Source organism: Pseudodonghicola flavimaris (assembly GCF_030164425.1).
GTDB classification, from domain to species: domain Bacteria; phylum Pseudomonadota; class Alphaproteobacteria; order Rhodobacterales; family Rhodobacteraceae; genus Pseudodonghicola; species Pseudodonghicola flavimaris.
This window is the reverse complement of sequence record NZ_JASNJD010000003.1, coordinates 214,292-227,956: the sequence shown is the minus strand read 5'-3', so window position 1 is coordinate 227,956 and position 13,665 is coordinate 214,292. Positions and strand designations below refer to the sequence as shown.

Sequence of the window (13,665 nt, the reverse complement as noted above, 5' to 3'; positions counted from 1 at the left end):
GGCAATGGCAGCACTGACCAAGACCGAATACGAGGCAGAGGTCGTCTGGCTCGGCCATGTGCCGGCGGCACGCGACTCGCTGCGGGCCGAGGCAGTTGAGCGGCTCGGCTGCGGCTTTGACGGGCTGGCCGATGACCGCCACGGCGGCGGCTTCCGGCCCTCCTGCTCACGGGTGCTGAACCTCTATCCACGCAACACGAAGATCCGCAACACGCGGCAGTTGTCGATCCTCTCGGAAGAGGAGATGGCGCGGATTGCCGAGACCATGGGGGTGGAACGGCTGGATCCGGTGCTGCTGGGGGCCAGCGTGGTGCTGCGCGGCATTCCCGATCTTACCCATGTGCCGCCCTCGGCCCGGCTGCAGGCCCCGGACGGGCTGACGCTGGTGGTCGATATGGAGAACCTGCCCTGCGTCCTGCCCGGGCGGGAGATCGAGGCAGAGGACCCGGGCCGCGGTGCGCTCTTCAAACCGGCGGCGGCAGGGCTGCGCGGCGTCACCGCCTGGGTCGAACGCCCCGGCACGCTGTCGCTGGGCGACCAGCTGCGGCTGTTTGTGCCCTCCCAGCGGGCCTGGGCGCCCTGACACCACCGAGATTTCACCACCAAGACGCAGAACGGCGGCCGGCAAGACCCGGTCGCGGACGACAGACAGGGAGCGCAGGATGAGCTTCAAATCCGATATCGAAATCGCCCGGGAAGCAGAGAAACAGCCGATCCAGCATATCGGCGCCAAGCTGGGCATCGGGCCGGAGGATCTGATCCCCTACGGTCATGACAAGGCCAAGGTCGGACAGGCGTTCATCAAGGGGCTGGAGGGCCGTACCGATGGCAAGCTGATCCTGGTGACCGCGGTGAACCCGACCCCGGCGGGGGAGGGCAAGACCACGACGACAGTGGGGCTGGGCGACGGGCTGGCGGCGATCGGCAAGCAGGCCGCCATCTGCATCCGCGAGGCCAGCCTCGGCCCCTGCTTCGGCATGAAGGGCGGCGCCGCTGGCGGCGGCCGGGCCCAAGTGGTGCCGATGGAAGAGATGAACCTGCATTTCACCGGCGATTTCCATGCCATCACCAGCGCCCACAACCTGCTGGCGGCGATGATCGACAACCACATCTATTGGGGTAACGATCTGGATATCGACGACCGCCGGGTGACCTGGCGGCGGGTGATGGACATGAACGACCGGGCGTTACGCGATATCGTCGTCGGGTTGGGCGGGGTGTCGAATGGCTCGCCGCGGCAGGGCGGTTTCGACATCACCGTGGCCTCTGAGGTGATGGCGATTCTCTGTCTCGCCACCGATCTGGACGATCTGCAGCGCCGGCTGGGCGATATCATCGTCGCCTATCGCCGCGACAAGAGCCCGATTACCTGCCGCGACCTGAAGGCCGATGGGGCGATGACGGTGCTGCTGAAGGACGCGATGCAGCCCAATCTGGTGCAGACGCTGGAGAATACCCCGGCCTTCGTCCACGGCGGCCCCTTCGCCAATATCGCCCATGGTTGCAACAGCGTGATCGCCACCAGGACAGCGCTGAAACTGGCCGATTACGTGGTGACCGAAGCCGGCTTCGGCGCCGATCTGGGGGCGGAGAAGTTCCTCGACATCAAATGCCGCAAGGCGGGTCTGGCGCCGGCCTGCGTGGTACTGGTGGCGACCGTGCGATCGATGAAGATGAACGGTGGCGTCGCCAAGGCCGATCTGGGGGCGGAGAATGTGGCGGCGGTGACCGCCGGCTGCGCCAACCTCGGCCGTCACCTGCAGAATCTGCAGGGCTATGGCGTGCCGGTGGTGGTGGCGATCAACCATTTCGTCACCGACACCGACGCCGAGATCGACGCCGTGCGCGACTATGTCGCGAACCTGGGCGCCGAGGCGATCCTTTGCCGGCACTGGGAACTCGGCTCGGACGGAAGCCGGGACCTGGCTGTCCGGGTGGCCGAGATCGCCGACAGTGGCGTGGCGGATTTCGCGCCCCTTTATGGCGACGAACTCAGCCTCTTCGACAAGATCGAGTGCATCGCCAAGCGCATCTATCACGCCGCTGAGGTGACGGCGCCGCCGCAGGTGCTGGCCCAGCTCAGGGAGTGGGAGGCCGCCGGTTACGGCGCCCTGCCGGTCTGCATGGCCAAGACGCAATACAGCTTCTCCGCCGACCCGACGCTGCTGGGGGCGCCCGAAGGGCACAGCATTCCGGTGCGCGAGGTGCGCCTGTCGGCCGGTGCCGGCTTCGTGGTGGCGATCTGCGGTGAGATCATGACCATGCCGGGGCTGCCGCGCACGCCGGCGGCAGAGGCGATCGGGCTGAACGATCTGGGGCAGATCGAAGGGCTGTTCTGACCCGGCTTGAGCCCGCCGCGCGGCTGCCCTATGAGGGCGCCGAAAGCATCGTGGACGGAGACGCCGGGTGACCCCACCGAAGACCTGTCGAACCATGCGCGAGCTGCGTCAGACTATTGACGCGCTCGATCGCAAGCTGATCGCGCTTCTTGCCGACCGCGCCGTCTGCATCGACCGCGCCGCCGAGCTCAAGCAGCTGGAGAATCTACCGGCCAGAATACCCGCGCGAGTCGAGGAAGTTGCCGCAAATGCGCGTCGCAATGCCGCCGAGGTCGGTCTTGATCCCGATCTTGCGGATAAGCTCTGGCGGGAAATGATCGAATGGGCCATCGCCCGGGAAGAGGCGGTTCTGGGCCCGTCCCGGGGCCCTGATGGAAAGGACATGAAATGACTGCACAGATCATCGACGGAAAGGCCTTTGCCGCGACGGTACGCGGCAAGGTGGCGGAACATGTGACGCGGCTGAAGGCGGATCACGGCATCACGCCCGGTCTGGCCGTCGTGCTGGTGGGCGAAGACCCCGCCAGCCAGGTCTATGTCCGTTCGAAGGGCAAGATGACCGTCGAAGTCGGTATGAACTCCTATGAGCATAAGCTGCCGGCCGAGACCTCCGAGGCCGAGCTGCTGGCGCTGATCGACCAGCTGAACACCGATCCGGCGGTTCATGGCATTCTGGTGCAGCTGCCGCTGCCCGGCCATCTGAACGAGGATCTGGTGATCAACTCGATCGATCCGGCCAAGGACGTCGATGGGTTTCATATCTCCAACGTCGGCCTGCTGGCGACTGGGCAGAAGGCAATGGTGCCCTGCACACCGCTGGGCTGCCTGATGATGCTGCGCGACTATCACGGCAGTCTGTCGGGGCTGAACGCGGTGGTGATCGGCCGTTCGAACATCGTCGGCAAGCCGATGGCACAGCTGCTGCTGCGCGACAGCTGCACCGTGACCATCGCTCACAGCCGCACCAGGGATATCGAGGAGGTGGTTCGCCGCGCCGATATCGTGGTGGCCGCGGTCGGCCGGCCGGAGATGGTCAAGGGCGGCTGGATCAAGCCGGGTGCGACGATCATCGACGTCGGCATCAACCGCATCGACGCCCCCGAGAAGGGCGAGGGCAAGACCCGGCTGGTCGGCGATTGCGACTTTGCCAGCTGTGCCGAGGTGGCCGGCGCCATCACCCCGGTGCCTGGCGGTGTCGGGCCGATGACCATCGCCTGCCTGCTGGCCAACACGCTGACCGCCTGTTCGCGGGCCAATGGCCTGGCCGAGCCCGAGGGGCTGACCGCCTGAGGCGATTCCGGGCGGCCCGGTCCGGGCCGCCCATGCCTATTTTCCACCCGCCACGGTGGCTCTTCCACAGGTTGCGCCGGCCGCAAATCCGGTGGTTTTCCAGCTATTTTCCGGCGTCGGGCCGCTGCATCCGGGGTCACAAAAGTTAACGTAACGGCAATTCCTGCCCTTAGCGCATTTTATCTCCGGCACAGGACCACTAGGGTGAGGGTCGGAACCACGAAGAAGACGGCGAATTTTTGGGTATTTTCTCAAAGCGCAGCATAGACCGCGGTCGAATCCTTCCAACGGTCTCGCAGGGCGAAATCGTTGTCTGGACCGTTTTTTCTTTTCTCGCCGCCTATGGCGCCCCGTTCGGAACCTATGGGGTCAGCTTCGGCCGCAGGTTGATCTACTGGTCGCTTGTGGTCGTGATCTCATCGCTCTTCGCCAGCTTTTTCAATCGCTTGGCGCGGGCCTGGACACGCCGCGCCTGGGTCGAGGACGGCATCGTCGTGGCGCTGATGACGGTGTTTTTCACGCCGGTCCTGTTCGGCCTGTCGATGGGCATCCTGTCGCCGTCCCGCAGCCCGGTGCCCTTCCTGCTGCATCTGGGGCAGTTCGTGGCGGTCATCAGCCTGGGGGTGGTGCTGACGCGGCGGGTGATCCCGCCGCTGCTGTTGCGCGGCGATGCGGGCCCGTCCCGGTTCGGCGCTCCAGCGCCGGCGGAGGGGCCTCAGGTGCAACCCGCCGCGGTTGATCTGGCGGTGCCGGACCCGGTGGAGGAGCGTTTGCGGGACCCGGTCGGGCCGGCGGAGGCCGACCCTCCGGAGGAGATGGCTCCGCCGCCTCCGCGGCTGATGCGACGGTTGCCGGAAACCTTTGCCGGGCCGATTCTGCGACTGAGTTCGGAAGACCATTTCGTCGATGTGGTCGGGGCGGAGGGCCATCACCGGCTGCGCATGCGCCTGACCGACGCGATCGACGAGATGGACACCGTCGACGGCTATTGCTCGCACCGGTCGCATTGGGTGGCGCGGGTCGCCATCGAAGGGGTGGAGCGCGAGGGCGGCCGCATCTTCCTGCGGCTGGTCAATGGCGACCGGGTGCCGGTCAGCCGGACCTACAAGCCCGATCTGGAAGCCGCCGGCATCCTCTGACAGCCGCGCGTCGTCGGCGGCCGGCCTCAGCGCGGCATCGGGATCGCGTGGACCGTGGCGCCGGTCAGCAGTGCCAGCGCCTCAGGTCGCATCAGCTCAGCCAGCGCCGGGTTCTGACTGCGCAGCCCGCCGGTATAGGTGCCATAGGCGGGCAGGATCACCCGGTTCCGGTCGGCCAGAAAGGCCGGGCGGGTCATCGTGCGTCCCCGGGTCCTCAGCGTTGCCTTGGGGTGATAATGGCCGGAAATCTCGCCGCTGGCCCCGGGCCGGGCGATATGGCGGAAGGTCAGCGGCGCCACCGGCAGTTCCGCCAGGAGGGTGCCGCCCAGCCCGATCGGGCCGGGATCGTGATTGCCTTCGATCCAGACCCAGCGGCGGCCCGCCTGCAGCCGTGCGATCCACCGACGCTCTTCCTCCGGCAGCGCGCTGGCAGCGTCCAGATCGTCGAAACTGTCGCCAAGGCAGACGACGATTTGCGGTTGCAGCCGGGTCAGATCCGCAGCCAGCCGGTTCAGCGTGTCGCGGGTGTCATAGGGGGGCAGCGCCGCGCCGCTGCGGCGGGCGAGGCGTTCGGATTTGCCCAGATGCAGATCGGAGACGCAGAGCAGACGTTGATCGGGCCACCAGAGCGCGCCGCTGCCAAGCGCCACCAGCGAAACGCCGGCGAGGGTGAAATCGTAACCGTTCATGCTCCGTTCCATGATCGGGGGCGGAGCAAAAGGCAAGGGGCGGCAACGCGCCCCCTGCCGGGAAGGCGGTCAGTGCGCCATCATCTCATGCACGATCTGGTCGCCGCTGAGGGTCGAGGGGTAGTAGGTCGGCCAGTTGGTCACTTCCTGCAGCAGCGCTGCGCGGTCGTCGCCCCAGTAGAGGTGATAATGCCCGGCCTTGTTGGGGGCGATGGCATGATCGCTGAACTGGATGAACCCGGGGGCGTCGTCGTCGCCGGCGGTCTTGGCGAAGACGAAGCGGACGCCGCGGTTGCCCTTCTTGTAGGTCAGCACCTCATATCCATCGTCGGCATAGGTGCCGGTGACCACATTGTCTCCGGTGTGGAAGCTGACCTGATCGCCGTCGATCACGATCCGGTCGACATCGGTTTGATAGCCGATCTGGTAGTAGGCCTTGTAGCCTTCGGCGGTCTTGCTGCCATGGGCGGCCTTGTCCGCCATCACCGGATCCAGGGTGCCGTCCATCAGATAGGGAAACACCGATTGCCAGTCGCCTTCCCAGTCCGACAGCGGTCGCGGGGCGATCTGGCTGTCCTCGAAATAGCCCTTGTAGATTTGCTTCTGCTGGGCGTCGGCATGGCTGTGGTCATGGGCGTGATCGTGGCTGTGATCGCCGCTGGTGGTGCCGCTTGCCGCGGCCTGCAGGGCGGTGCCCAACAGGGCGGTCAGGGTCAGCGCGCCGATCCGCTTGGCGAGTGTCTGTTTCATCGATGGGACTCCTCTCAGATACTTGTGTGTTACGTTATAACGTAACACTAAACCTGCCTCGTAAAGCAGTCCGTCGGTGCTGGCAATGCTGTCGTGGAGCAGATCGGCCGCGGAGAGGGTGGAATCGACGGTCAGTTGCCGGGGAGCGTGGCGAGGCCGGAGCTCTGCATCAGCCGCTCGGCCTCTTCTGCCATCAGCCGCTCCTCGGCCGCGCCAGAGACCGGAACCTTGCCCACCTCCAGAAGCAGCGGCGCCGCCAGCGGGGTGACCCGCTGCAGGTTCAGATGGTCGATCCGGCTGCCGACCCGGTCCAGCATCTCCTCGATCCGGCCGAAATCGACCAGTCCGCGCAGCGCCTCGGCCCGGGTGATCCGCAGCAGCAGGTGAGAGGGATCGTATCTCAGCAAGGTGTCATAGAGGATGTCAGAGGAAAACGTCGCCTGCCGCCCGGTCTTGCGTTGCGCGGCAGGGATGTTGCGTTCGATCAGCCCGGCGATGGTGGCTGAGGCGCGGAAGGTACGTTTCATCACCGCGTTGCCGGCCAGCCAGTGGTCCAGCCCGTTGCGCAGCGCGGCGCGATCGAAGAGCGGCGCCGGATCGTCGAGCGGGTCGAGCCCCCAGATCAGCGTGGCGTAATCGGTGGCGACGAAGCCCATCGGCGCCAGCCCCATCTCCTCCATTCGCTTGGTCAGCAGCAGGCCCAGCGTCTGCTGCGCGTTGCGCCCGGCGAAACCGTAGACGCAGAGATGCGCACGCCCGTCGTGGGGAAAGCTTTCGATCAGCAGCCGGCCCTGTTGCGGTAGCCGCGACACCGCGCGCTGCAGCGCCAGCCAGTCGGCCGTGTGGCGCGGCAGCTGTGGCCAGTCGTCGGCGGCGAAGAGCGTCAGAATGCGCGCGCTGAGCTGCGTCGAGGTGGCGAATTTAGTCCCGGAAAACGTGGCGACCTTGGGTTTGCGCGCTGCGTCCCGGCGCACCACCACGGTCATTTCCCGCAAGCCCTCGTATCGCACGATCTGGCCGCCGATCAGGAAGGTGTCACCCTCGCTCAGCGAGGCGGCAAAGGCCTCCTCGACCTCGCCCAGCGGTTTGCCTCCCCGGCCGCTCATCCGCACCTTCAGCAGGTCGCTGTCCTGAATGGTGCCGATGTTCATCCGGATCCGCTGAGCACTGCGCGGATCGCGCAAGTGCCACCGCCCGTCGGGCCGCTGCATCAGCCGGCGCCATTTGTCATAGGCTTTCAGCGCATAGCCACCGGTGGCACAGAACTCCAGGCAATCGTCGAAATCGGCGCGGGGCAGCGCGGCATAGGGGCCGGCGCTGCGGACCTCTGCATATAGCTGGTCGGCGTCGAAGGGGCCGGAACAGGCGACGATCAGCAGGTGCTGGCAAAGTACGTCCAGCGGCCCCGGCCCGCGCGGATCGCCATCCAGGGCGTGATCGCGCACCGCCTCCAGGGCGGCGACGCATTCGACCACCTCGAACCGGTTGGCCGGGACCAGCAGTGCCTTGGATGGCGCGTTATAGCGGTGATTGGCCCGCCCCAGGCGCTGCACCAGGCGCTTGACGTTCTTGGGGGCGCCGACCTGGATCACCAGGTCGACATCGCCCCAGTCGATGCCCAGATCCAGCGTGCCGGTGCAGACGATGGCGCGCAGCTGCCCGGCAGTCATCGCCGCCTCGACCCGTTCGCGCTGCGCCCGGTCGAGACTGCCGTGATGGATGCCGATCGCCAGCCCCTCGTCATTGGCGAGCCAGAGGTTGTGAAAGAAGATCTCGGCCTGCGCGCGGGTGTTGTGAAAGATCAGCGTGGTCCGGTGCCGTTTGATCTCGTCCAGCACCGCCGGGATGGCATAGGCGCCGCCCCCGCCGGCCCAGGGCGGCAGTTCCGCCGTCTGCAGCATGGCGATATCGGGATCGGGGCCGGGGTCGGCCTGAACGATGGTGCAGGGATCGGGGTGACGGGCCAGCAGGCGGGCCATCGCCGCCGGGTCCTCCACCGTCGCCGACAGGCCGACGCGCCGCAACCCGGGGCAGAGACCCTGCAGCCGCGCCAGCGCCAGCAACAGCTGATCGCCGCGTTTCGATTCGGCCAGCGCGTGGATTTCATCGACCACGATTCGCTGCAGCCCGGCGAAGATCCGCGGAGCATCCTCATAGGACAGGAGCAGCGCCAGGCTCTCGGGCGTGGTCAGCAGGATATGCGGCGGGTCGGCGCGCTGGCGCTTCTTCTGCGTCTGGGAGGTGTCGCCGGTGCGATCCTCGATGCGGATGTTCAATCCCATCTCCTCGACCGGGACGCGCAGGTTGCGCTTGATATCGGCCGCCAGCGCCTTCAGCGGCGAGACATAGAGGGTATGGAGCCCCGGGGCCGGATCGGCGCCGAGCTCTGCCAGCGTCGGCAGGAAACCCGCCATGGTCTTGCCGCCGCCAGTGGGGGCGATCAGCAGCGTGGCGGGCTCGGCGGCGCGGGCCAGCATGTCGGTCTGATGCGGATGCGGGGCCCAGCCCCGGGCGGTGAACCAGCCCTCGATCCCAGGTGGCAGCAGCGGCATCGCGGCCCGGTCCGTCAGGGGGTGGGGATGGCGCGCAGGCGGGCGGCGATCTCTTCGAACTCCTGCGGAAAACGGTCGGGCCCGACGACGTTGGCATCGCCGGTCCAGGCGGCGAAACGGTTGAACAGCGGTATGAAGGTTTCGATTTCCTCTGGGGTCCAGCCGGAGAGGAATTCACCCATCACCAGGAATTTGAATCGCCGGACCGCATCGACGATGGCATCGCCGCGCGCGGTCAGCTCAACAATGGTGCGGCGTGCGTCCATCTGGCTGACGGTGCGCCGGGCGAGCCCCTTGGCGATCAGCTCGCTGACCAGCCGGGAGGCACGGGACGGATCGATCCTGAGCCGCGCGGCGATGGTCGAGACCATGGTTTCCGGCTCGCTCTCGCAGCCGAAATCGGTGCCGGTGGCATCGGTGGCCATCAGCACGTCCAGCTGGGCGAGGTCGATCTCCTCCTCCAGTTCCAGGGCCCGCAGCGCCGCGATCCCCAGCTCGCGCTTGTTCACGCGCCGGCGCCAGCGTTGCAGCGTCGCGTCGATCTCAAGCGATGCACGGGTGATGTCGCGGTCTATTCCCGCGGCTTCCAGAAAGGCGGCCAGGGCCTCATTGCGCTCGACGATCGGTCCGTCCTCCAGACTGTTTCCGCGCAAAGCGGATGATGACGGCAATTACATGCTGTTGACATGTAATTGCAAGTTGCACATATATGCATTCAACAATGAAACCGGAAGGATCTCCCTCCGGCCGCGCGGCAGACGGAAGAGGAGCCTTTGCCGCACGCGTATTGAAGCGATTTTTCAAGGATTAACACGTGCCAGCCCCGACCCCAAGCGTGACCGAAGGCCCTGACAGCACCCGCATCCGTCTGGTGATTCTCGCGGCAGCCTCGGTTCTTTTCATCGCCTCGCTCGGCCAGACCGTGGTGACCACCGCATTGCCCACCATTCTCAGCGATCTGGGCGGCCTGTCGCAGATCACCTGGGTGATCACCGCCTATCTGATGGCGGCCACGGTGGGTGCACCGGTCTGCGGCAAGCTGGGCGATCTGTTCGGCCGCAAGCGGGTGATGCAGGGCGGTATCGTGGTGTTTCTGCTGGGCTCGCTGCTCTGTGCCCTGGCGCCCAGCCTGTGGGTTCTGGTCGCCGGCCGAGCGGTGCAGGGGCTGGGCGGCGGCGGGCTGATCGTCGTTTCCATGGCCTCGGTCGCAGATGCGGTGCCGCCGCGCGAACGCGGGCGGTATCAGGGCATGCTGGGCAGCGTCTTTGGTGTCTCCACGGTGATCGGCCCGCTGGCCGGCGGCTTCATTGTACAGCATGCGCCCTGGGAATGGCTGTTCCTGATGAACGTGCCGCTGGGGCTTGTGGCCTTCGCGGTGCTCTCCTTCGGCCTGCCGAAACCGCATCCGACCCGCCGGCCGGCGATCGACTATCCCGGTGCGATCAGCCTGGCGCTGACCCTGTCGCTGGCGGTGGTGACGGCCAGCCTCGGCGGCAGCACCTTCCCCTGGCAAAGCCCCGAGATCATCGGCCTGTCGGTGGCGGCGGTCGTCGCGCTGGTGGTGTTCATCCTGATCGAACGCCGCGCGAGGGAGCCGATCCTGCCGCTGCAACTGTTCCGCATCAACAACTTCGTCGTGTCCAACGTGGTCGGCCTGATCGTCGGCACCGCGATGTTCGGCACCATCACCTTCGTCCCCTTCTTCATGCAGGTGGTCAAAGGAATGTCGCCGGCGCTGTCGGGGATGTTCACCTTTCCGATGATGGTGGGGATCATCGGCGCCTCCTTCTCCGCCGGGCAGATCATGATGCGGACCGGGCGCTATCGGATGCTGCCGGTCTTCTCGACGCTGCTTCTGGCGCTGGCGATGATCTCTCTGGCGACGGCAACCGCAGAGACGCCGAACTGGCGCATGGCGGCGTCGATGGTGCTGACCGGCATCGGCATCGGTCCGGTGATGGGGGTCGGGGTGACGGCGATCCAGAATGCGGTACCGCTGAACATGGTCGGCATCGGCACCGCCAGCGCCAATATGTTCCGGCTGATCGGCGGGTCCATCGGCACCGCGATCTTCGGCGCGATCTTCTCGATGGGGCTGACGCGGCAGTTGGGCGGTGCCTTGGGGGGGGGCAACCCGCGGGCGCTGAGCAACGAGATGATCGCGGCGATGGAGCCCGGGATGCGTGAAATGGTGATTAACGGTATCGCCCAGGCGCTGCACCCGGTGTTCTGGATCGCGGCGGGCAGCGCCTGTATCGCCTGTCTGGTTTCGCTGCTGATGGTGGAGCGCCCGCTGGATGCGCGGGTGCCGCTGCCGAAGGATTCGGCGCCGGCGGCGGAATAGGCCTGCGCGCTCCGCCGGCACGACCGGCGCCCGTCCTGAAAAATCTGATGTCTTGGCGACGGAGCCCGCGGGTTCCGTCGTTTGGTTTGATGAGGACGCGCAGATTTTATCAGGAGCAAAGACGATGAAGGTAATCCGCAAATGGGCCACGCCGCTGACGATGGGGGCTTTCCTGCTCAGCGCGGTAACGGGGATCCTGATGTTTTTCCATTGGGACAGCGGTTATAACAAGCTGGCGCATGAATGGCTGAGCTGGGCCATGGTGGCCGGGGTCGGGGCGCATGTCCTGGTGAACTTCCGCGCGTTCAAGACCTATTTCCGCAAGCCGCTGGCACTGGGGATCGTCGGGGTTTTCGCGGGCGTGCTGGCGGTGTCCTTCGTGCCGGCGCCGCAGGGCAGCGGCAGCCCGGTGGCGATGGTGATGCGGACGCTCAACGCCGCGCCGATCGAAACCGTGATTGCGCTGAGCGGCAGCGATACCGCGACGGGGCTGCAGAAACTCGCCTCCGCGGGGATCGAGGCGACCCCGGGCCAGAGCCTGGCGGCGCTGACCGGCGGTGATCGCAATCAGCAGGTCAGTATCCTCAGGCTGCTGATGGAGGAATGACCCCATCGCCGCCCGGAGAGCGTATCTCTCCCGGGCGGCACTCAGGGCCGGAGTCAGTGGATGATTTCACTCTCGCGCACGAAGAGGTTGTCCCAGGCGCGGTCGATCAGTTCCGGCGTCATCTGATAAGGCAGCCCCTCGAACTCGCAGATCGAGATCATCTGGTCGATCAGGAACACCGGCTGATAGTTAGCATAGACGTTGTCGATCTGCGGGTATTTCTCTTTCAGCAGATAGATCAGCGCCTTTTCGTCCAGCGGCATGCCCTTCTTGCGCGCCACCAGCGCGAAGATTTTCAGGAAATCCTGCTGGTTGGGGCCGTCGATCAGAATCTTGAAGAAAATCCGCCTCAGCGCCGCCTTGTCGAAAATCTCGTTTGGGTGGAAGTTGGTCGAGAAGATCACCAGCGTGTCGAAGGGCACTTCGAATTTCTCGCCCGACTGCAGGCCGAGGATATCTTTGTTCTCCTCCAGCGGCACGATCCAGCGGTTGATCAGCGCCTGCGGCGATTCTGCCTGGCGACCGAGATCGTCGACGATGAAGATGCCGCCGGTGGACTTCATCTGCAGCGGCGCCTGATAGGTGCGCGCGGTTGGGTTGTAGACCAGATCGAGCATCGACAGCGACAGCTCCCCCCCTGTCACCACGGTCGGGCGCTTGCAGCGGACATAGCGGGCATCGAACCGCTTGGGCCGGCGCAGGCGGGTGGGATCGTCGGGCTCCTGTTCGATGGCGTCATGCACGATCGGATCGTAGACGGTGATGACCTGACCGGAATATTCGATCGCCCGGGGCACGAAGATCTGATCGCCGAGCGCATTGCGGATGCCGTTCGAGATCGAGGATTTGCCGTTGCCCGGCGGACCGTACATCAGGATCGACCGACCGGCGCTGACCGCCGGCCCCAGATGGTCGAGCAGGCTGTCGGGCAGCACCAGGCTGCCCATCGCCGCGGTCAGCTGGCTGCGGGTGACCTGGATGTTGCGGATCGACTGGCGTTTGACCTGCTGTTCGTAGATCGCCAGCGGCACCGGCATGGCGCCGAAATATTCTGACTGCGCCAGCGCATCCAGCGCCCGCGCCTTGCCCGCATCGGTCAGCTGATAGCCCAGTTCATTGCCGCCGCTGGCGCTCAGTGATCCGGTCGCCTCGACCAGCCGCTGGGCGCGGGCCAGATCGATCAGTTCCTGGGTGATCGGGATCGGCAGGCACAGGGCCGACGCCGTCTCCGACACGGTTTCGGTGTTCTTACGAAAGATGGTCTTCAGCAGGATGTCCCGCATCATCACCATCGGTAGCTGCATCTCGGCCAGCGAACGGGGTTGCGGCGGGGCCAGATCGGAGGGGGTCTGCATGTTCATCTGAGGTGCTCTCGGTCACATGTCTCGGGCAGGGGACTCAGGGCCCACCTTGTCGTGGCAATGTGGCAGGACAGGGGCAAACAGGCGGCAGGTTGGCTCAGGCGCCGAAGAACAGCGCCAGGATCAGATAAAGTGCCAAAGTTGTGCCCAGGGCCAGCCCCATCGGGAACTGCCGCCCGGTGTTCCAGCTTTTCCACTCGGGCGCGATGCGCCGCAGCGGGCTGTGCTTCGCGATCCGGTGGGCGGCGAAGGCGGCCAGCAGATTGGCGGCAAACAGCGCCAGCAGCAGCCGCAGGTCGCCCGGCGCCACAAAGGGTGCGGCGGCGGCGGCGAATTTCGCGTCGCCGGCCCCCATGGTCCCGGCGGCGGTCAGCAGGAAGCCCACCACCAGCACGCCGACCAGCTGCAGCAGCCGCAGGCCGTAGACCGGCAGCGGCAGTGCGATCAGCCCGACCACGACGAAGACCGCCGCCAGTGCCAGAACCGCCTGATTGGTGATCCGCATTTCGCGCAGATCGGTGAAGCAGACGTAGAAGCAGAGCGGCAGCACAAAGGGCAGAAACCAGAGCGCCGCTGAGGTGGTCAGGGCCATCG

The 13,665-nt window shown here is 66.1% G+C and carries 13 protein-coding genes; 7 read left to right on the top strand and 6 right to left on the bottom strand.

Annotated elements, in window-relative coordinates; genetic code table 11:
• Positions 1–4: 4 nt before the first annotated feature.
• From QO033_RS05610 to QO033_RS05590, 5 genes are all read left to right on the top strand, one after another.
• Positions 5–583 (top strand): MOSC domain-containing protein, encoded by a 579-nt coding sequence (locus QO033_RS05610; RefSeq protein WP_284479962.1) that lies wholly within the window; start codon positions 5–7, stop codon positions 581–583.
• A 79-nt stretch (positions 584–662) separates the two neighbouring features.
• Entirely contained in the window at positions 663–2,339 is a 1,677-nt protein-coding gene (locus QO033_RS05605; RefSeq protein ID WP_284479961.1) for a formate--tetrahydrofolate ligase, read from the top strand.
• Between the two features lie 94 nt (positions 2,340–2,433).
• The gene (locus tag QO033_RS05600; protein ID WP_284479960.1) at positions 2,434–2,730 is read left to right on the top strand and encodes a chorismate mutase; all 297 of its coding nucleotides are present in this window, start codon (positions 2,434–2,436) and stop codon (positions 2,728–2,730) included.
• Positions 2,727–3,629: a bifunctional methylenetetrahydrofolate dehydrogenase/methenyltetrahydrofolate cyclohydrolase FolD gene (gene folD, locus QO033_RS05595; RefSeq protein ID WP_284479959.1), complete on the top strand. Its 903-nt coding sequence runs from the start codon at positions 2,727–2,729 to the stop codon at positions 3,627–3,629. Before QO033_RS05600 ends, folD begins: the two co-directional genes overlap by 4 nt.
• 239 nt (positions 3,630–3,868) lie before the next feature.
• Positions 3,869–4,768, top strand: coding sequence for a LytTR family DNA-binding domain-containing protein (locus QO033_RS05590; protein WP_284479958.1), 900 nt, complete (start codon positions 3,869–3,871; stop codon positions 4,766–4,768).
• Positions 4,769–4,794: 26 nt separating this feature from the next.
• Here QO033_RS05590 and pdeM read toward each other — a convergent pair whose 3' ends face one another.
• The 4 genes from pdeM to QO033_RS05570 all read right to left on the bottom strand — a co-directional run bounded on the left by pdeM (position 4,795) and on the right by QO033_RS05570 (position 9,412).
• Complete coding sequence (gene pdeM / locus QO033_RS05585) at positions 4,795–5,457, bottom strand: ligase-associated DNA damage response endonuclease PdeM (RefSeq protein WP_284479957.1); 663 nt, start codon at positions 5,455–5,457, stop codon at positions 4,795–4,797.
• Between the two features lie 69 nt (positions 5,458–5,526).
• On the bottom strand, positions 5,527–6,207 hold the full coding sequence (locus QO033_RS05580; protein ID WP_284479956.1) for a ZinT family metal-binding protein: 681 nt from the start codon (positions 6,205–6,207) through the stop codon (positions 5,527–5,529).
• Between the two features lie 131 nt (positions 6,208–6,338).
• Positions 6,339–8,759 (bottom strand): ligase-associated DNA damage response DEXH box helicase, encoded by a 2,421-nt coding sequence (locus tag QO033_RS05575; RefSeq protein WP_284479955.1) that lies wholly within the window; start codon positions 8,757–8,759, stop codon positions 6,339–6,341.
• A 14-nt stretch (positions 8,760–8,773) separates the two neighbouring features.
• On the bottom strand, positions 8,774–9,412 hold the full coding sequence (locus QO033_RS05570; protein WP_284479954.1) for a MarR family winged helix-turn-helix transcriptional regulator: 639 nt from the start codon (positions 9,410–9,412) through the stop codon (positions 8,774–8,776).
• A gap of 161 nt (positions 9,413–9,573) precedes the next feature.
• Here QO033_RS05570 and QO033_RS05565 point away from each other — a divergent pair, with 161 nt between their 5' ends.
• Both QO033_RS05565 and QO033_RS05560 read left to right on the top strand, forming a co-directional pair.
• The gene (locus tag QO033_RS05565; protein WP_284479953.1) at positions 9,574–11,103 is read left to right on the top strand and encodes an MDR family MFS transporter; all 1,530 of its coding nucleotides are present in this window, start codon (positions 9,574–9,576) and stop codon (positions 11,101–11,103) included.
• Positions 11,104–11,227: 124 nt separating this feature from the next.
• Positions 11,228–11,710, top strand: coding sequence for a DUF4405 domain-containing protein (locus tag QO033_RS05560; protein ID WP_284479952.1), 483 nt, complete (start codon positions 11,228–11,230; stop codon positions 11,708–11,710).
• 53 nt (positions 11,711–11,763) lie between these two features.
• Here the strand turns inward: QO033_RS05560 and QO033_RS05555 are convergent, their stop codons facing one another.
• Complete coding sequence (locus QO033_RS05555; protein ID WP_284479951.1) at positions 11,764–13,071, bottom strand: ATPase; 1,308 nt, start codon at positions 13,069–13,071, stop codon at positions 11,764–11,766.
• Between the two features lie 97 nt (positions 13,072–13,168).
• Positions 13,169–13,663 carry a prepilin peptidase gene (locus QO033_RS05550; protein WP_284479950.1) on the bottom strand — a complete coding sequence of 165 codons (495 nt, stop codon included), beginning with the start codon at positions 13,661–13,663 and terminating at the stop codon, positions 13,169–13,171.
• Positions 13,664–13,665 lie beyond the last annotated feature (2 nt).